General features: G+C 62.0%; 18 protein-coding genes and 1 tRNA gene. 16 read left to right on the top strand and 3 right to left on the bottom strand.

What is annotated here, in order from left to right; genetic code table 11:
* Positions 1–78: 78 nt before the first annotated feature.
* The 13 genes from AC097O_RS04510 to AC097O_RS04450 all read left to right on the top strand — a co-directional run bounded on the left by AC097O_RS04510 (position 79) and on the right by AC097O_RS04450 (position 13072).
* A complete protein-coding gene (locus AC097O_RS04510) occupies positions 79–615 on the top strand; it encodes a MarR family winged helix-turn-helix transcriptional regulator (protein ID WP_479591674.1) in 537 nt (178 codons plus the stop codon).
* Positions 605–2041, top strand: a complete 1437-nt coding sequence (locus AC097O_RS04505) for an efflux transporter outer membrane subunit (RefSeq protein WP_479591673.1) — start codon at positions 605–607, stop codon at positions 2039–2041. The genes AC097O_RS04510 and AC097O_RS04505 overlap by 11 nt, the downstream gene beginning before the upstream one ends.
* 47 nt (positions 2042–2088) lie before the next feature.
* Positions 2089–3396, top strand: coding sequence for an EmrA/EmrK family multidrug efflux transporter periplasmic adaptor subunit (locus AC097O_RS04500; RefSeq protein ID WP_479591672.1), 1308 nt, complete (start codon positions 2089–2091; stop codon positions 3394–3396).
* Positions 3397–3403: 7 nt separating this feature from the next.
* Positions 3404–4969 carry a DHA2 family efflux MFS transporter permease subunit gene (locus AC097O_RS04495; RefSeq protein WP_479591671.1) on the top strand — a complete coding sequence of 522 codons (1566 nt, stop codon included), beginning with the start codon at positions 3404–3406 and terminating at the stop codon, positions 4967–4969.
* Positions 4970–5055: 86 nt separating this feature from the next.
* Positions 5056–6963 (top strand): threonine--tRNA ligase, encoded by a 1908-nt coding sequence (gene thrS, locus AC097O_RS04490; RefSeq protein WP_479591670.1) that lies wholly within the window; start codon positions 5056–5058, stop codon positions 6961–6963.
* An 89-nt stretch (positions 6964–7052) separates the two neighbouring features.
* A complete protein-coding gene (infC, locus tag AC097O_RS04485) occupies positions 7053–7658 on the top strand; it encodes a translation initiation factor IF-3 (protein WP_479592090.1) in 606 nt (201 codons plus the stop codon).
* A gap of 164 nt (positions 7659–7822) precedes the next feature.
* Positions 7823–8026, top strand: coding sequence for a 50S ribosomal protein L35 (gene rpmI / locus AC097O_RS04480; protein WP_295956885.1), 204 nt, complete (start codon positions 7823–7825; stop codon positions 8024–8026).
* Between the two features lie 26 nt (positions 8027–8052).
* Positions 8053–8412 carry a 50S ribosomal protein L20 gene (gene rplT / locus AC097O_RS04475; protein ID WP_295956883.1) on the top strand — a complete coding sequence of 120 codons (360 nt, stop codon included), beginning with the start codon at positions 8053–8055 and terminating at the stop codon, positions 8410–8412.
* Positions 8413–8515: 103 nt separating this feature from the next.
* On the top strand, positions 8516–9568 hold the full coding sequence (gene pheS / locus AC097O_RS04470) for a phenylalanine--tRNA ligase subunit alpha (RefSeq protein WP_479591669.1): 1053 nt from the start codon (positions 8516–8518) through the stop codon (positions 9566–9568).
* 29 nt (positions 9569–9597) lie between these two features.
* Positions 9598–12039, top strand: coding sequence for a phenylalanine--tRNA ligase subunit beta (gene pheT / locus AC097O_RS04465; RefSeq protein WP_479591668.1), 2442 nt, complete (start codon positions 9598–9600; stop codon positions 12037–12039).
* A 28-nt stretch (positions 12040–12067) separates the two neighbouring features.
* Complete coding sequence (locus AC097O_RS04460) at positions 12068–12379, top strand: integration host factor subunit alpha (protein ID WP_295956877.1); 312 nt, start codon at positions 12068–12070, stop codon at positions 12377–12379.
* A gap of 140 nt (positions 12380–12519) precedes the next feature.
* The gene (locus tag AC097O_RS04455) at positions 12520–12969 is read left to right on the top strand and encodes a MerR family transcriptional regulator (protein WP_479591667.1); all 450 of its coding nucleotides are present in this window, start codon (positions 12520–12522) and stop codon (positions 12967–12969) included.
* 26 nt (positions 12970–12995) lie between these two features.
* A tRNA-Pro gene (locus tag AC097O_RS04450) sits at positions 12996–13072 on the top strand.
* A 90-nt stretch (positions 13073–13162) separates the two neighbouring features.
* Here AC097O_RS04450 and AC097O_RS04445 read toward each other — a convergent pair.
* The 3 genes from AC097O_RS04445 to AC097O_RS04435 form a co-directional block, all read right to left on the bottom strand.
* Entirely contained in the window at positions 13163–14053 is an 891-nt protein-coding gene (locus AC097O_RS04445) for a dienelactone hydrolase family protein (RefSeq protein WP_479591666.1), read from the bottom strand.
* Between the two features lie 72 nt (positions 14054–14125).
* Positions 14126–14689: a C40 family peptidase gene (locus tag AC097O_RS04440; RefSeq protein WP_479591665.1), complete on the bottom strand. Its 564-nt coding sequence runs from the start codon at positions 14687–14689 to the stop codon at positions 14126–14128.
* Between the two features lie 254 nt (positions 14690–14943).
* Positions 14944–15762, bottom strand: a complete 819-nt coding sequence (locus AC097O_RS04435) for an Ivy family c-type lysozyme inhibitor (protein ID WP_479591664.1) — start codon at positions 15760–15762, stop codon at positions 14944–14946.
* 408 nt (positions 15763–16170) lie between these two features.
* On the opposite strand from AC097O_RS04435, the gene AC097O_RS04430 reads away from it, so the two are divergent.
* From AC097O_RS04430 to AC097O_RS04420, 3 genes are all read left to right on the top strand, one after another.
* Positions 16171–17190 (top strand): sulfate ABC transporter substrate-binding protein, encoded by a 1020-nt coding sequence (locus AC097O_RS04430; protein WP_479591663.1) that lies wholly within the window; start codon positions 16171–16173, stop codon positions 17188–17190.
* A 10-nt stretch (positions 17191–17200) separates the two neighbouring features.
* Positions 17201–17782, top strand: a complete 582-nt coding sequence (gene ssuE, locus AC097O_RS04425; RefSeq protein WP_479591662.1) for an NADPH-dependent FMN reductase — start codon at positions 17201–17203, stop codon at positions 17780–17782.
* Between the two features lie 85 nt (positions 17783–17867).
* Positions 17868–18818, top strand: a complete 951-nt coding sequence (locus AC097O_RS04420; protein WP_479591661.1) for a sulfonate ABC transporter substrate-binding protein — start codon at positions 17868–17870, stop codon at positions 18816–18818.
* Positions 18819–18824: the final 6 nt, after the last annotated feature.

Raw genomic sequence — 18824 nt, 5'->3', positions numbered from 1 at the left:
CCCCGAGTGTAGCCAAATCAAATGCCCAAACAAACAAAGACTTGACAATAATTGCTTAGGCAGTTAATAATCCAACCCATGACTACACGCCCAACCCCTCCGCCAGCGTCCGCGCCGGTCTTCTACGCCGCCGACAACTATGTTGCTGGTACCGACGGTGTCGGCCACCTGGTGGCACGGGTTTTCAACATGCTCGCCCAGGAGCTGGAGCGCCAGTTCGAGCCCAGCGGCCTGACCAACGCGCAGTGGAAGCCCCTGTTCAAGCTGTCCACCGGCGAGGTGTCTACTGTGGCCGAGCTGGCCCGTGTGTGCACCCTGGATGCCGGTGGCATGACCCGCATGCTCGACCGCCTGGAGGCCAAGGGCCTGTGCCAGCGCGTCCGTTCCAGCGAAGACCGCCGGGTGGTCAACCTGGAGATCACCGAAGCCGGGCGCGATACCGCCAAGGTCATCCCCGAGGTGCTCAGCCGGGTGCAAAACGCCTACCTCGCAGGCTTCTCGGTGGAGGAGTGGGAGGCCCTGAAAAGCTACCTGCGCCGCATGCTCGACAACGCCAACGACTTCCAACAAGCCCAACAAAGCGCATCCGATGCCGGAGAAAACAATGCCGTTTAAATCTAGTTCCGTGCCCCGTCTGGCCCTGGCCGCCGTCGCCCTGGCCAGCCTGGCGGCCTGCGCCAACTTCTCGGGCATCACCCCCCAGGCCCAGATGCAGACCACCCCCGTCGTTGGCGCATCCGACGTAGCCCTGGTCGATGCAGAGTGGTGGCACGGGTTCAATGATCCGCAGCTCGACCGCCTGGTCACCCAGGCCCTGGACGGCAGCCCCAGCCTGAAGCTGGCCCAGGCCCGCCTGCGCCGCGCCCAGGCCGCCACCGACGGTGCCCGTGCTACCACGCTGCCCCAGGTAGGGGCCGACGCGCAGGCCATGCGCCAGCTCTACACCGCCAAAGGCCAGTACCCCGCACCGCTGGCGGGCAATATCTACAACAGCGGCACACTGCAGCTCAGCGCCAGCTGGGAGCTGGACTTCTTCGGCAAAAACCGCGCCGCACTCGATGCCGCCCTGGGTCAGGCCCAAGCCGCCCAGGCCGACACCCAGGCCGCCCGCGTGCTGCTGGTCAGCCAGGTGGCGCGCAGCTACTTCCAATTGCTGCGCCTGAACGGCCAGCTGGCGCTGGCCCACCGTACCCTGGCCCAGCGCAACGAGCTGCTGGCGCTGGTGCGTGACCGCGTCAACGCCGGGCTGGACACCCGCCTGGAGCTGAACCAAAGCCAGGGCAGCCTGCCCGAAGCCCGCCAGCAGATCGAAGCCCTGAACGAGCAAATCGCCCTGGCCCGCAACGCCTTGTCGGCCCTGGTTGGGCAATCCAATGTGGCTGACACGCTACAGCTACCGGCGCTGGCAGCTATTAAAACCGCAGCAAACGCGCAGGCTATTCCCGCCGACCTGCTGGGCCGCCGCGCCGACATTGCCGCCGCCCGCTGGCGCGTCGAAGCTGCCAGTGCCGATGCCCGCAGCGCCAAGGCCCAGTTCTACCCCAACGTCAGCCTGAACGGCTTTGCCGGTTTCTCCAGCATCGGCCTGGGCAACCTGCTGCATGCGGGTAGCGAGCAGTGGGGCATTGGCCCGGCCATCCACCTGCCGATTTTTGACGCAGGCCGTTTGCGCGCTAGCCTGGCGGCCAAAACCGCCGACCTGGATGCGGCGGTAGAGAGCTACAACGCCGCGCTGGTCGACGCGGTGCGCGATGTGGCCGACCAGTTCGCCTCGCAGCAGTCCATCGCCCGCCAGCAAACCGAGCAGCGCGCCGCCCAGCAAGCCGCCGAAGCCGCGTACGAGATCGCGGTGCAGCGCTACAGCGCCGGGCTGGGTAACTACCTCAACGTGCTGAGCTCCGAGACCGCCGTGCTGGCCCAGCGCCGCCTGCAGGTCGACCTGGCCGCCCGCGCGCTCGACACCCAGGTGGCGCTGGTGCGCGCACTCGGTGGTGGGTATGCGCCGATTGCTACCGAAACCATAGCTTCTACCGCCCATTAAATAAGCGCTAGAGCCCGATTTCTTATAAATTTTCTGAGGTGAATACCATGTCTGATTCCGCAAACAACGCCCCCGCCAGCAACCCCCAACGCAAAAAGTCCCTGATCACCATCGCCGCCGTGGTGGTGCTGGCCGGGATGGGGTGGGCCGCCTACGACATGGTGGTGGCCAGCCGCTATGAAGACACCGACAACGCCTACGTGCAGGGCAACGTGATCCAGATCACCCCGCAGGTCAGTGGCACCGTGATGGCCATCCTGGCCGACGACACTGACTTCGTGAAGGCTGGCCAGCCGCTGGTCAAGCTCGACCCGGCTGATTCCAAGCTAGCCCTGGACCAGGCCGAGGCCAACCTGGCCCAGGCCGTGCGCCAGGTGCGCACCCTGTACGCCAACAACGGCACGCTGACGGCACAGATCGCCCTGCGCACGGCCGACGTGACGCGCACCCAAACCGACATTGCCCGCGCCCAGAGCGAAGTCGCCCGTGCGCAAGATGACCTGCGCCGCCGCCAGGCCCTCACCGGCAACGGCGCGGTCTCCAAGGAAGAACTCAGCCACGCCCAAACCCAGCTGGCCACCGCCCAAAGCGGCCTGTCCACCGTGCAGGCCAGCGTGGCTGCGGCCCAGGCCGGGGTAGCGGCAGCCAAAGAGCAGCTCAGCAGCAACCAGGCCATGACCGACGGCACCAGCATCGACCAGCACCCCAGCGTGCTGGCCGCCGCCGCCAAGGTGCGCGAGGCCTATCTGGCCAGCCAGCGCGCCGCCATCCTGGCCCCGGTGGACGGCTATGTGGCCAAGCGCACCGTGCAGCTCGGCCAGCGCATCGCCGCAGGCGCACCGCTGATGTCCATCATCCCGCTGAACCAGGTGTGGGTGGATGCCAACTTCAAGGAAGTGCAGCTGCGCAACATCCGCATCGGCCAAAGCGTCAAGCTGACCGCCGACCTGTACGGCAAAAAGATGGAATACACCGGCACCGTGGCCGGGCTGGGCGTGGGCACGGGCGCGGCCTTTGCGCTGCTGCCCGCGCAAAACGCCACCGGCAACTGGATCAAGGTGGTGCAGCGCGTGCCCGTGCGCATCGCCCTGGATCCGGCGCAATTGGTCAGCCACCCGCTGCGCGTGGGTCTGTCGATGGATGCCACGATCGACATCACCCACCAAGACGGCCAGATGCTGGCCGAAGCGCCGCGCAGTGCCGCCTTGCCCACCATGCAGATGGGGGCCACGCCGGAAAGCGGTGCCGATGCCGACGTGCAGCGCGTGATTGCCGCCAACCTGGGCATCAAGGCGGCGGCGGTGGCCCATGCGCCGGTCAAGCTGGCCGCTGCTCCCACAGCACAGGTGCACTGAGCCCGCCATGGCGACCGCTTTTACCTACACGCCACCGCCTCCGCTGGAGGGCTCGGCCCGCATGTGGGGCACCATCGCCTTGTCCACCGCCACGTTCATGAACGTGCTGGACTCGTCGATTGCCAACGTGTCCCTGTCGGCCATCGCCGGGGATTTGGGCGTAAGCCCCAACCAGGGCACCTGGGTGATCACCAGTTTTGCCGTGGCCAACGCCATCTCGGTGCCGCTTACCGGCTGGCTGTCGCAGCGCTTCGGCCAGGTGCGGCTGTTCACCATCAGCATCATCTTGTTCGTGCTGGCCTCGTGGCTGTGCGGGCTGGCGCCGAACATGACCATGCTGATCGCCTTTCGTATCCTGCAGGGCTTTGTGGCCGGGCCAATGATTCCGCTGTCGCAGGCGCTGCTGCTCTCCAGCTACCCCAAAGCGCTGGCGGGTACGGCCATGGCCATGTGGGCCATGACCACGCTGATTGCCCCGGTGGTGGGGCCGCTGCTGGGCGGCTGGATCACCGACAACATCTCCTGGCCGTGGATTTTTTACATCAACATCCCGGTGGGCTTCTTGGCTGCCGCGGCCACCTGGAACCTGTACCGCAAGCGCGAGTCGCCCACGCAGAAGCTGCCCATCGACAGCGTGGGCCTGGCCCTTCTGGTGGTCTGGGTGGGGGCGCTGCAAATCATGCTCGACAAGGGTAAAGAGCTGGACTGGTTCCATTCCACCGAAGTGCAGATTCTGGCTGCGGTGGCACTGGTGGGCTTCTTGTTCTTCCTGGCCTGGGAGCTGACCGACAAGCACCCGGTGACCGACCTGCGGCTGTTCGCCCGGCGTAACTTCTGGGCCGGTACGGTGGCCACCTCGGTGGGCTACGGCCTGTTTTTCGGCAACGTGGTGCTGCTGCCGCTGTGGTTGCAGCAGTACATGGGCTATACCGCCACGCAGGCCGGTTTTGTGCTGGCCCCGGTGGGGCTGCTGGCCATCGTGCTGTCGCCCATCGTGGGCAAGAACATTGCCAAGTTCGACCCGCGCCTGTTTGCCAGCTTTGCCTTTATTGTGTTTGGGGTGGTGCTGTGGATGCGCTCCAACTTCAACATCCAGGCCGATGAGGCCACGCTGATGGTGCCCACCATCATCCAGGGCGTTGCCATGGCGTGTTTCTTCATCCCGCTGAGCATCTTGACGCTGTCTGGCCTGACACCCGACCGCATCCCGGCAGCTTCGGGCCTGACCAACTTTGTGCGCATCACTGCCGGGGCCATGGGCACTTCCATCGTCACCACGGTGTGGGAAAGCCGCACCGCCTTGCACCATGCGCAGTTGACCGAGTACATCAACGTGGGGCGGCAAACCGCCACCGGCGCGCTGAACGGCTTGGCCAGCGCGGGCCTGGAGCCGCAGCAGGCGCTGGAAACCGTGAACCGCCTGATCGGCCAGCAAGCGGCGACTTTGGCGGCCAACGATGTGTTCTTTGCGTCGTCGGTCATGTTCCTGTTGCTGATCCCTCTGGTGTGGATCACCCAGCGCCCGGCGGCCATGGGCAAGGCGGCGGCAGAGGCGGCAGCGGGTGCGCATTGACGGTTAAACTCTAAGGCTCACAAGCTAGCGCGGCTTAACTTTTACGTTATCAACCGCGCTTTTTGCTTTTTAAATTTCAGAACCCCATGATCCACATCACGCTCCCCGATGGCTCCGTCCGCGAATTTCCTGGCCCGGTTACGGTTGCCGAAGTAGCTGCTTCCATCGGCACCGGCCTGGCCAAGGCCGCGCTTGCAGGCAAGATCAACGGCACCGTGGTCGATACCAGCTACCAGATCACGCAAGACAGTCCGCTGGCCATCATCACCGCCAAGGATGCCGACGGCCTGGACGTGATCCGCCACTCCACCGCCCACTTGCTGGCCTACGCCGTCAAAGACCTGTTCCCCGACGCGCAGGTCACCATCGGCCCGGTGATCGAAAACGGCTTCTTCTACGACTTCTCGTACAAGCGCCCGTTCACGCCCGACGATCTGGTGGCCATCGAGAAGAAGATGACCGCCCTGGCCGCCAAGGACGAGCCCGTGACCCGCCGCGTACTGCCACGCGACGAGGCCGTGGCCTATTTCAAAAGCCTGGGTGAGCACTACAAGGCCGAAATCATCGCCAGCATCCCGGCCGACCAGGACGTGTCGCTGTACCGCGAAGGCGCGTTCGAAGACCTGTGCCGCGGTCCCCACGTGCCCAGCACCGGCAAGCTCAAGTTTTTCAAGCTGATGAAGCTGGCCGGTGCCTACTGGCGCGGCGACCACAACAACGAAATGCTGCAGCGCGTCTACGGCACGGCCTGGGCCAGCAAAGACGATCTGCAAAACTACCTGACGCAGCTCGAGGAAGCCGAAAAGCGCGACCACCGTAAGCTGGGCCGCGAGCTCGACCTGTTCCACATCGACGACCACGCCCCCGGCCTGGTGTTCTGGCACCCCAAGGGCTGGACGGTCTGGCAGGGCGTGGAGCAGTACATGCGCCGTGTCTACCAGGACAACGGCTACCAGGAAGTCAAAGGCCCGCAGGTCATCGACAAGACGCTGTGGGAAAAAACCGGCCACTGGGACAAGTACCGCGAAAACATGTTCACCACGGAATCGGAAAAGCGCGAATACGCCCTGAAGCCGATGAACTGCCCCGGCCACATCCTGATCTTCAAGCAGGGCATCAAGAGCTACCGCGACCTGCCGCTGCGCTACGGCGAATTCGGCCAGTGCCACCGCAACGAGCCTTCGGGTGGCCTGCACGGCATCATGCGCGTGCGCGGTTTCACGCAGGACGACGGGCACATCTTCTGTACCGAAGACCAGATCCTGCAAGAGTGCGTGAACTACACCGCGCTGCTGCAAAAAGTCTATGTCGACTTCGGGTTCAGCAACATCATCTACAAGGTAGCCACGCGCCCTGAAAAGCGCATCGGCTCGGACGAGAGCTGGGACAAGGCCGAGCACGCGCTGATGGAGTGCCTGCGCGCCTCCGGGGTCGAGTTTGAAATTTCCCCGGGCGACGGTGCCTTCTACGGCCCCAAGATCGAATACACCCTGAAAGACGCGATTGGCCGCCAGTGGCAGTGCGGCACCATGCAGGTCGATTTCTCCATGCCCGAGCGCCTGGATGCCGAGTTTGTGGGCGAAGACGGTGCCCGGCATCGCCCGGTCATGCTGCACCGCGCCATCCTCGGCAGCCTGGAGCGTTTCATCGGCATTTTGATCGAGCAACACGCTGGCGCGCTGCCCACCTGGCTGGCTCCGGCGCAGGTGTCCATCCTCAATATTTCCGAGTCGCAAGACGATTACTGTCGTGAAATTGCCAAAACGCTGCAGGATCAAGGGCTTAGGGTTCAGCTGGATTTACGCAACGAAAAAATAACGCGTAAAATACGAGAGCATTCGATGCAAAAGCTTCCCTACATCCTGGTCGTAGGCGACAAGGAAAAAGAAGCTGGGTCCGTCGCAGTGCGCGCCCGGGGCAATATTGACCTCGGTGTGATGCCGCTACAGGACTTCCAGTCCAAAATTGCCAGCGACATCGCTCTAAAACTGTAGTTTTTAAATAAACCTAGGCTTTAGCGCACGTGCTGTCTGCGGTAGTTGCTATTGTTACTATAGCATTCTGATTTTTAAGGATTTGAGCCATCGCTACTGAATTTCGTGACCGCCGTCACCGCGAAGAACGCAAACACCGTCTGAACCGTGAAATCATGGCACCGGAAGTTCGTCTTTCCGGCCCAGAGAATGAGCCCTTAGGCATCGTCAGCCTGATGGAAGCTTTGCGTTTGGCCGGTGAATACGATGTGGACCTGGTTGAAATTGTTGCCACGGCGAACCCGCCGGTCTGTCGTTTGATGGACTACGGCAAGTTCAAATACCAGGAACAAAAGAAAGCGGCCGACGCGAAGTCCAAGCAAACGGTGATCGAGATCAAGGAAATCAAATTCCGTCCCGGTACCGACGATGGCGACTACAACATCAAGATGCGCAATATCAAGCGTTTCCTGGCCGACGGCGACAAGTGCAAGATCACTTTGCGTTTTCGGGGGCGAGAAATCACCCACCAGGAAATCGGTATGGCCTTGCTGCAACGCATCCGCAACGACTTGCAAGACCTGATCATCGTGGAGCAGTTTCCCAAGTTGGAAGGCCGCCAGATGATCATGATGATCGCGCCCGGCAAGAAAAAGCCCGCGTCCAGCAAGCCTGCAGCAGAAGCCGCACCAGCAGCGCCCGCAACGGCATCGTAAAAATTTCAGCCCGCAGGCCTTGGCTTGCGGGTTGTCAATGCAGAGAAGCGAAAGTTTCTCTGCCCCAGTGGAGAGTGAAAACTCGCCACTACAAGTGGCTCGGGGCCAACAAGTCTGGGATCGGTTTCCAGCGCCTCACGAGCACAATGAACAGGAGCATTGAAATGCCCAAAATGAAGACCAAGAGCGCGGCGAAAAAACGCTTTCGCGTTCGTCCAGGTGGTACCGTTAAACGCGGCCACGCCTTCAAACGTCACATCTTGACCAAGAAGACCACCAAAAATAAACGCCAGTTGCGCGGTACGACTGCAGTGCATGAGACCAATATGGGTCACATGGCGCAGATGCTGCCCGGCCGTGGTATTTAATTTAACGACGAACAAGGAGTAAATACATGCCTCGCGTCAAACGTGGTGTAACGGCTCGCGCCCGCCACAAAAAAGTTCTCGCCCTTGCAAAAGGTTTCCGCGGTCGCCGCGGCAATGTTTACCGCGTCGCCAAAGAAGCGGTAATGAAGGCTGGGCAATATGCCTACCGTGACCGTCGGACCCGCAAGCGGGTGTTCCGTCAGCTGTGGATTGCCCGTATCAACGCCGCTGCGCGCGAATGCGGTCTGACCTACAGCCAGTTCGCCAATGGCCTGAAAAAGGCTGCCATCGAGATCGACCGCAAAGTGCTGTCCGATATCGCTGTGCACGACAAGGCGGCTTTTGCCAGCATCGTGGAGCAAGTCAAGGCCCGTCTGGCTGCTTGATTCCCCACGCTAGTTTGCTATTCTTTGAGTAGCATTCTGTGCAAGTAAACCAAGGGCTAGAGCTTGAAAAAGCGCTAGCCCTTTGTCATTTCCAAGAGATCTTATGAACGAGTTGGACGCGATTGTCAGTGCAGCACACAGCAGTTTCCAGGGGGCCAGCACGCCCGCCGATCTGGAGAATGCCAAAGCCCAGTTTTTAGGTAAATCCGGCCGCATCACCGAGTTGATGAAGGGCATGGGGGCCCTGAGCGTAGAAGAAAAAAAATCACGCGGTGCCTCCATCAACCTGGCCAAACAAGCCATTGAAGCCGCCTTGACAGCGCGCCGCAAAGCCCTGGCCGATGCCGAGCTGGAGCAGCAACTCAAGGCCGAAGCCCTGGATGTAACCTTGCCGGGCCGCCAGCGCGGGCAGGGCGGTTTGCACCCCGTGTCGTTGACGCTGGAACGCATCGAGGCCATCTTTGGCTCCATGGGTTTTGAAGTGGCCCAGGGCCCCGAGATCGAGTCCGACTGGTTCAACTTCACCGCGCTCAACACGCCTGAAGACCACCCCGCGCGCTCCATGCACGACACGTTTTACGTGGAAGGCGGCACCGCCACCGCGCCCAACCTGCTGCGTACCCACACCAGCCCGATGCAGATCCGTCACGCGGTCACGCACGTCAAGAAACACCGCGCTGCGATTGACGCGGGACAGGTCATGCCCGAGATCCGCGTGATCGCGCCCGGCCGCACCTACCGTGTGGACAGCGATGCCACGCATTCCCCGATGTTCCACCAGTGCGAAGGCCTGTGGATCGGCGAAAACGTCAGCTTCAAAGACCTGAAAGTGGTCTTCACCGATTTCTGCCGTACCTTTTTTGAGTCGGACGACCTGGTGCTGCGGTTCCGCCCCAGCTTCTTCCCGTTTACCGAACCCAGCGCCGAGATCGACATCCAGTTCCAGAGCGGCCCGCTGTCGGGCCGTTGGCTGGAAGTAGCGGGCTCTGGCCAGGTACACCCGAACGTGGTGCGCAACATGGGCCTGGACCCCGAAAAATACATCGGCTTTGCTTTCGGCATGGGCCCCGACCGTCTGACCATGCTGCGCTACGGCGTGAACGACCTGCGACTGTTTTTTGATGGCGACATCCGTTTCCTCAGCCAGTTTCAATAATTCTTCAGCCGTACTAGATAGACCAAACCATGCAATTTTCTGAATCCTGGTTGCGCGCTTTCTGCAACCCCGACCTGACCACCGAGCAACTGGCCGAGACCTTGACCATGGCCGGGTTGGAAGTCGAAGAACTCAAACCCGTGGCTCCGCCGTTCACCGGCATCGTCGTGGGCGAAATCAAGACCGCCGAACAGCATCCCAACGCCGACCGCTTGCGCGTCTGCACCGTGGATGTCGGCCAGCCCGAGCTGCTCAACATCGTCTGCGGCGCACCGAATGCCCGTGTCGGCATCCGCATACCCTGCGCGCTGGTGGGTGCCGAGTTGCCCCCCGGTGACGACGGCAAGCCTTTCCTGATCAAGGTCGGCAAGCTGCGTGGCGTGGAAAGCCAGGGCATGCTGTGCTCGGCCCGCGAACTTAAGCTGTCCGAAGACCATGGGGGCCTGCTGGAGTTGGCCGCCGATGCGCCCCTGGGCCAAAACATCCGCGAACACCTGATGCTGGACGACACCTTGTTCACCCTCAAGCTCACGCCCAATCTGGCGCATTGCCTGAGCGTGTTTGGCGTAGCCCGCGAAGTGGCCGCACTGACCGGTGCGCCCTTGCTGCAGCCCAGCTTCCCCGCGGTGCCGGTCAAAATTACCGACCGCGTGCCGGTCAAGATCAGCGCCCCCGACCTGTGTGGTCGCTTCTCGGGCCGCGTGGTGCGCAACGTCAACCCCAAGGCCGCCACACCGCAGTGGATGGTGGACCGCCTGGCACGTTGCGGCCAGCGCAGCGTGACGGCGCTGGTGGACATTTCCAACTACGTGATGTTCGAGCTGGGCCGCCCGTCGCATATCTTCGATCTGGACAGAATCCACGGCGGACTCGATGTGCGCTGGGGCCAGCCTGGCGAGCAGCTCAAGCTGCTGAACGGCAATACCGTTACTGTCGATGAAAAAGTGGGTGTGATTGCCGATGACCGCCAGGTGGAATCGCTGGCGGGCATCATGGGCGGCGATGCCACCGCGGTGTCGGACGATACGGTCAACATTTACGCCGAAGCCGCTTTCTGGTGGCCCAAGTCGATTGCAGGCCGTTCGCGCCGCTACAACTTCTCTACCGACGCAGGCCACCGCTTCGAGCGCGGCGTGGATGCCAGCCACACCGTGGAGCATCTGGAGCGCATCACCCAGCTGATTCTGGACATCTGCGGCGGCGAAGCTGGCCCGATGGACGACACCCAGGTCAACGTGCCGCAAGCCGTGCCCGTCACTTTGCGCGTGGCACGTGCTGTCAAAGTCATCGGCATGCCGCTGACCCAGGCGCAGTGCGCCGATGCCCTGACCCGCCTCGGTTTGCCGGTGGTGGAGGGCGATGGCGTGCTGACCGTGACCCCGCCGTCCTACCGCTTCGACCTCACCATCGAAGAAGACCTGATCGAAGAAGTGGTGCGCATGGTGGGCTACAACCAGTTGCCCACCACGCCGCCGCTGGCCCCCATCACCGCCAAAATCCGTCCAGAAGCGCAACGCAGCCCGTTTGCGGTGCGCCGTGCGCTGGCCGGTTTGGGCTACCAGGAAACCATCAACTTCAGCTTTGTCGAAGAGCGTTGGGAGAAGGAACTGGCGGGCAACCCCAACCCCATCCAGTTGCTGAATCCGATTGCAAGCCAAATGAGCGTCATGCGCTCATCCCTCATGGGTTCCTTGCTACAAGTTTTGAAGTTCAACCTGGACCGTAAGGCCAGCCGGGTGCGCGTGTTCGAGCTGGGCCGCGTGTTTCTGCGCGATGCCCATGCCGTGAATTCCGACACCACCGTGGCGGGCTTCCACCAGCCTATGCGGGTGGCCGGTATCAGCTTTGGCGCGGCCGACCGCCTGCAATGGGGCCGCAGCGAGCAAGCTGCCGACTTCTTCGACATGAAGGGTGATGTGGAGGCGCTGTTGGCCCCGCTGGCTGTTCAGTTTGAGGCGGCAGAGCACCCCGCTTTGCACCCTGGCCGTTGCGCCCGGGTACTGGTAGCCGGACAGGCGATTGGTTTCATTGGCGAGCTGCATCCGCAGTGGCGGCAGGGCTATGACCTGGCGCAGGCACCGATGCTGTTCGAGCTGGAACTGGACGCGGTGCTGCAACGCCCCGTGCCGGTGTTTGCACCGGTGGCCAAGTTCCAGGCGGTCGAGCGCGACATCGCTGTCATCGTGGCCGAAGCAGTGGGCCATGGCGCGCTGCTGGCGGCCACCCAGGCGGCGGCCACGAACGGCTTGCTGCGCGATACGGTGGTGTTCGACATCTACCGCCCCAAGCCCGTGCCCAAAAGTACTGAACCGGTGTCCACCGGCGGCTTGGCGCAAGGCGAGAAGAGCGTGGCCTTGCGCCTGACGCTCAACGGCACAGATGCCACGCTGACCGAGCCGCAGATCGAGTCTGCGGTGCAGGCGATACTGGCCCAGCTTGGCACGCAATGTGGTGCGCGTCTGCGTGCTTGAGCCCCTACACGACAAACTGGAGAAAGCCGTGGAAATTGCGGTTGAAAGTCTGGAAACCCCAGCCCTGACCAAGGCCCAACTGGCCGATTTGCTGTTTGAACAAATCGGCCTGAACAAGCGCGAGTCCAAAGACATGGTGGATGCTTTTTTTGACCTGGTCAGCACCAGCCTGGTCGAGGGCACAGATGTCAAGATTTCCGGTTTTGGCAACTTCCAAATCCGCATCAAGGCCCCCCGGCCTGGGCGCAATCCGCGTACCGGCGAAGCCATCCCCATCGACGCGCGCCGGGTCGTGACTTTCCACGCCAGCCACAAGCTCAAAGAGCAAATCCAGGGTTGAAGGAATCATCGCAGTGCCCATGCCGGTGTGACATTTATCACGCCGGTGGCCCAGGCGCTGCGAACTAATTTTCCGTCCATGTGTTACTTCGGGTAACCTATCTGGTTGCTTGCGCATTCCACAGGACCACATTGATTCTTATGGGAAATTCTCTCCCGTCTATCCCCGTCAAACGCTACTTCACCATTGGCGAAGTAGCAGACCTGTGCGGCGTGAAACCGCACGTGCTGCGTTATTGGGAGCAAGAATTCACCCAACTGCGGCCCATGAAGCGGCGCGGTAACCGGCGCTACTACCAGCACCACGAAGTGCTGATGATCCGCCGCATCCGCGACCTGCTGTACGACCAGGGCTTCACCATCAGCGGTGCGCGCAACAAGCTGCAGGAACTGGTGCAGGGTGAGCGTGACAAGCTGCGGCTCGGGGATGCGGAGTTGGATGGCTTGGATGCGTTGGACGATGGGGACACGTCGTTTGAGCGCCTGGAAGACGTGGTCACGTTGGACTACGACGAGGCCACCACCCAGCATCTTTTGTCAGTACGACAAGAATTATTCGAAATTCGTGACCTGCTCTCAGAAGTGCTCTAAACGCAGGCTATAATTCGAGGCTTGATCGGTGTGTGGCGCAGCCTGGTAGCGCACTTGCATGGGGTGCAAGGGGTCGAAGGTTCGAATCCTTTCACACCGACCATTTAATACAAAAAAACCCTCTAAGAACTTGAGTCTTAGAGGGTTTTTTCATGCGCGAAAGAAAATGCCCGGCTGGGCATTGAAAGGCAGCTTAGCTGCGCAGGTTCTGGTTGAAGAACGCCAGGGTGCGCTCCCAGGCCAGCTTGGCGGCTGCCGCGTCGTAGCGGGGCGTGGTGTCGTTATTGAAGCCGTGCTGGGTGCCGGGGTACTGGTAGGCGGTGTAGGGCACGGCAGCGGCTTTCAGGGCGGCTTCGTAGGTTGGCCAGGCGGCGTTGATGCGCTCGTCCACGGCGGCAAACTGAATCAACAGCGGGGCCTTGACCTGACTGGCGGCGCTGGCGGCGGGCTGGTTGCCATAGAAGGGCACAGCGGCACCCAGATCCGGCAGGCGCGTCGACAACATGTGGGCCACGCCACCACCGTAGCAGAAGCCGACCACACCAATCTTGCCTACGACCTCGGGGCGGGCCTTGAGGAAACCAGCCGCAGCCACAAAGTCTTCGGAGGTCTTGGCCTGGTCGAGTTTGGCAAACAATTCACGGGCTTTCTCTTCGTCGCCGGGATAACCGCCCAGAGGGGTCAGGGCATCAGGGGCAAAGGCGACAAAGTTGTCTAGCGCCAAGCGGCGTGCAATGTCTTCGATATGGGGGTTAAGGCCCCGGTTTTCGTGCACCACCAGAATGCCGGGCAGGGGCCCGGTGGCGTTCGCGGGGCGGGCCAGGTAACCCTTGACTGTGCCGGAGCCGTTGGGCGAGGGAAAGGAGAGGGTTTCAGTCCGGATGCGGGGGTCGGTGGGGGCGACTTGCTGGGCCGCTGCGAAATTGGGGCTGAGCGCACCGAGCAGCATGGTGGCAGTGACACCGCCTACTGCAAACTTTTGGGCTTTTTCCAGGAATCCCCGCCGGTCCAAGGTGCCGTGGACGTAGGCATCAAACAATATGAGCAGTTCCTGGTCGAAATCTTGGGCGGTTTTGCGCTGCATGGGGTGTCTCCAAAAGAGACGGAGCTTATCGGCTTGGCCGATTTCCGCAAAGACCGTCGAAAACTGCGGGGTTTAGTTGGCCGGTTTGGTATCGGCTTCGGCGCTGGGTGTGACGCGGCGTGCGCCGTCGAAGCGGCGTTGCCAGTAGGCGGCGCGCATATCTTCCACGCGGACTTGGGCTCCACTGCGTGGCGCGTGGATGAATTTGCCATCGCCCACGTAAATGCCTACATGGCTGAAGGCTCGGCGCATGGTGTTGAAGAACACCAGGTCGCCAGGGCGCAAATCGTTTTTGTCGATGCGGTCGGTGGCGGCTGCCTGCTCGTTAGCACGACGGGGCAGCACCAGACCGATGGTTTGCTCGTACATGGCGCGGACAAAGCCGCTGCAATCGAAGCCAGTGTCGGCGGAAGTGCCACCAAATTTGTAGGGGACGCCCAGGAAACCCATGGCGTTGACCACCAGGTCCGATGCCCGGGTGCTGACGGTTTGCCGCACCTGTTCAAGCTGGTCGATGGTGTGGGTTAGCAGGCCGCGATCGACCAGCAGCTTGTCGATGTCTTCCTGGTTGGTGGATGGGGGTGCGGCGTGTACAGACGCGCATACAAGAGATAAAACAGCGAGCCATTTATGCATCGGGCGAAGGTTAGAGGCTCTGGCGGGATTAGTCAAGTCTGGAGGGCTGCGTAAGCTGTTGATTCGTAATGAACTTTACCATACGCTTTGTAATTTCCAGGATACAAGATGGTTTGCAGGCGCGTGGCCTGGCTGCGAGGGTACAGCGTTTCAGGGGGTATGCGGAGAAACACGGGTTTACACACTTTTTTGGCAGTTTGCGCCGATCCAATGAGCACAAGCAGCTATTTTTTATATAGCAATCTCTTGATGGGCTATTGGGGCTGCCATTGGTGGGTCCAGAACGCGTCCAGGGCATCGGCGATGTCAGACGGTGGCTCGCCCAGATAGCCGATGCGGCCTTGCTGGTAGACCCTGCCAAACAAGCGGTCTCGGTCTTCGGCGTAGAGCAGAGCGGCGTTGAATCCGGTGCAGTCGTGCGGTTTGCATACCGACAGCAGCATGTAGTCCATGCCGGCCACGCGCACCCGCCGTGCCGGTGGGCGGGGGCCGTTGAATTTGGCCAACCAGGCTTCGCTTGCTAACGACCCCAGTACCCGCAGGTAGGTGGCTTTGAAGGCCGGGTTGAGCAGGATCTTTTCGGCCTCGCTCATCGGCTCGTTATGGGTGGTGTGGGTGGCCGGGCTGGGCGCTGGGGCGATGTCACAACGGCGGTAGGTTGCGTTGACCAGGGTTTTGCCCAAAGGCGCTTGCAGCGCGGCACCGGTCTGCAGGCGGATAGTGGTGCCGGCTTTGTCTTCAAACACCATGAAGCCCAGGGCTGAACCAGGACGGACCTCGCTGACCAAGGCCAACTTGAAAGACGGCGGTGGGTTTGCGGTGGGGTACGTGGCCGCGGTTTGTACCTTGCGGCCCACCACGCGCTTGTCACCCTGTTCTACCACCAGTGCGTCGCGCAACACCCGCAGGCGGGGTGCGTCGGGGTGGCTGCAGTGGGTGGCGTAAATGCCGCCGTACTTGCGCACCACGTCGGGTTTGAAATGCGTTTGGGACCATGCCGTATGGGCAGCCAGAAAGAGGCTGCTTGTCGCAGTCACCCAAAGCAATGGGCTGCGGCGGGGAGAAAACTGCATCAAATACGCCTTTGGATTGGGGGGCTGGTGGTGGCCACGCGAGGGGCCATCACGGCAAATATGGCGCCGGTGGCACCACGCTCTCAGAACCCGCTTACGATTTATTCCAAGCCCCAACACATCGTAAACAGACTCTCTGACACTGGCGCTTTGCTTGCCGGGGATGACGCGCCCCGGCACCGACATGTAAACGAATGTAGTCTGCGGCCACCGAATCACAAGCGTGCACCTCCCATTGCATGCCAACTATTTCCGGTCGGTGGCATCTTTATTTTGAGGCGCAGAGAAGGCCCATTTTTGGCACTTGAGACGTTTAAGTAATAAACAACTGAGAATTCATTCGTTCCAGTTTGGATGGTTCGCTTACAGAATCCAACCCATCGCACAACTTTGGAACCTTGAATCTCTATGCTGACCCGCCGCCATCTGTCCCAAGCCCTGTTCACCATTGCCTTATCGGCCGCTGGTTTTGCACACGCCCAGGCCTCTGCGCCCATCACCTTGCTCAACGTGTCGTATGACCCGACCCGTGAGTTCTACAAAGACTTCAACACCGCTTTTTCCAAAGACTGGCTGGCTAAAAACAAGCAAGAGGTCACCGTCAAGCAGTCGCACGGCGGCTCGGGCAAGCAGGCGCGTTCGGTGATTGACGGGCTGGAGGCCGACGTGGTTACCCTGGCCCTGGCCTACGACGTGGACGCGCTGAACGAGTTCGGCAAGTTGATCCCTCCCGACTGGCAAAAACGCCTGCCGCAAAACGCTTCGCCTTACACCAGCACCATCGTGTTCCTGGTGCGCAAGGGCAACCCGAAGAAGATTGCCGACTGGTCCGACCTGGTGCGCCCCGGCATTGGCATCGTCACGCCCAACCCCAAAACATCTGGCGGTGCGCGCTGGAACTACCTGGCCGCCTGGGGCTACGCCGTGAAGAAGAACGGTGCCGACGAAGCCCATGCCCGCGACTTTGTAAAAGCCCTGTACAGCAACGCCGTAACGCTGGACTCCGGTGCCCGCGGTGCCACCACCAGCTTCACCGAACGCGGCCAGGGCGACGTACTGATCGCCTGGGAGAACGAGGCCTATCTGGCGCTGCAAGAGTTCGGCAAGGACAAGTTCGAGATCGTTACCCCCAGCCTGTCCATCCTGGCCGAGCCGCCGGTGAGCGTGGTCGACAAAGTGGTGGACAAGCGCGGCACCCGCAAGGTGGCCGAAGCCTACCTGCAGTACCTGTACAGCCCCGTGGGCCAGGACCTGGCGGGCAAGAACTTCTACCGCCCCCGCGACAAGGCCGCTGCCGCCAAGTACGCCAAGCAGTTTGGCAATGTGAATCTGTTCACCATCGACGAACTCTTCGGCGGCTGGACCAAAGCCCAGAAAACCCACTTCGCCGATGGCGGCGTGTTCGACCAGATCTACGGCAAGAAGTAAGGAACCCGGCATGTCCATTCTTCTGATTGCCGGTAGCCCGTCCGAGCGCTCGCGCTCTGCCGCCTTGCTGGATGCCGTGCAACTTCACCTGGAATTGCGTGGCGCGCAGGTGGAGCGGGTGTTGATCCGCGACCTGTCGCCCCAGGCCCTGGTGCTGGCCGATGTGGCCCACCCCAGTATCGCGCAGGCGGTGGCCAAGGTGGCGCGGGCGCAGGCCATCGTGGTGGCCACGCCGATCTACAAGGCGGCCTACAGCGGCGTGCTCAAGCTGTTTCTGGACCTGCTGCCGCAGACCGCCTTCAAGGGCAAGACCGTGTTGCCCATGGCTACCGGCGGCAGCCCCAACCACATGCTGGCGATGGATTACGCGCTGCGCCCCGTGCTGCAGTCGCTGGGGGCCGACCACATCCTGTCGGGGGTGTTTGCCACCGACGGCCAAGTGGTTCTGCTGCCACCCGACGGCCACCAGCTCGACGACGACCTGGCGCAGCGCCTGCACCGTGCGGCCGGTCTGCTGCCGGTGTCCAAGGACTGGGGCAAGCACGCGGCCAACGCGCCCATCCATTTCTCGCGCGTGCGCTGTAGCGTTTAAACGCTCCCAGGTTTCCCTTCTTTTTGATATGGCTGCAGCGCGGCAGGGCGAAGCCTTGCCTGCGCGCCACCCCAAGGACATTGCTATGACGAACTTGCCCCTGATTTCCCGCCGTACGCTGCTCGCCGCCAGCGCGCTGGCTGCACCTGGTTTCCATGCTTTCGCCCAATCGCCGCGCGTGCTGCGCATCGGCAACCAGAAAGGCGTGCTGAGCTTTTTGAAGGCCCGTGGCACGCTGGAAAAGCGCCTGGCCCCGCTGGGCGTGAGCGTCACCTGGACCGAGTTCAACGCCGGGCCGGTGCAGCTCGAAGCGCTCAACGTCGGCTCCATCGACTTTGGCGACGTGGGCGAAGCCCCGCCCATCTTCGCCCAGGCCGCCGGTGCGCCGCTGGTCTATGTAGCGGCCACCGCGCCCCTGGTCGGCAGCGAAGCCGTGATCCTGCCCAAAGGCTCGGCAGTCCAGAAGATTGCGGATCTGAAGGGCAAGAAAGTGGCCTACAACAAGGGCTCGAACGTGCAGTTCTTCCTAGCCAAGCTGCTGGAGAAAAACGGCCTGGCCTATAACGATGTGCAGCACGTGCATCTGGCACCCGCCGATGCCCGCGCCGCTTTCACCCAGGGCGCGGTGGATGCCTGGGTGATCTGGGACCCGTTCTTCGCCGCAGCGCAAAAAACGCTGGACGCGCGCCTGCTGGCCGATGCCGCCGGCGTGGTCAACAACCGCGGTTACTACTTCAGCTCTCGCAGCTTTTCCGACAAGAATCCCGACATCCTGCGCATTGCGGTGGAGGAGGTGACGGCCATCGACAAATGGTTTGGCACCGACCGCGCTGCAGCGGCAACGGAATACGCCGCCATCCTGGGGCTGGACCGCAGCGTGGCCGAGCTGACCTTGCAGCGCCGCCCCGTGGGCACCGTGCCCATCACCAAAGCTATCCTGGCCGAGCAGCAGGTGATTGCCGACACTTTCTTTGAACTCAAGCTGCTGCCCCGCAAGATCAGCATTCTGGAAGCCGCCCAAGCGGGCGTGGCCTGAGGAGGA

Source organism: Rhodoferax sp. LS1P39 (assembly GCF_056521425.1).
Note: the sequence above shows the minus strand (reverse complement) of the source record. Positions and strands in the feature narration are given on the sequence as shown.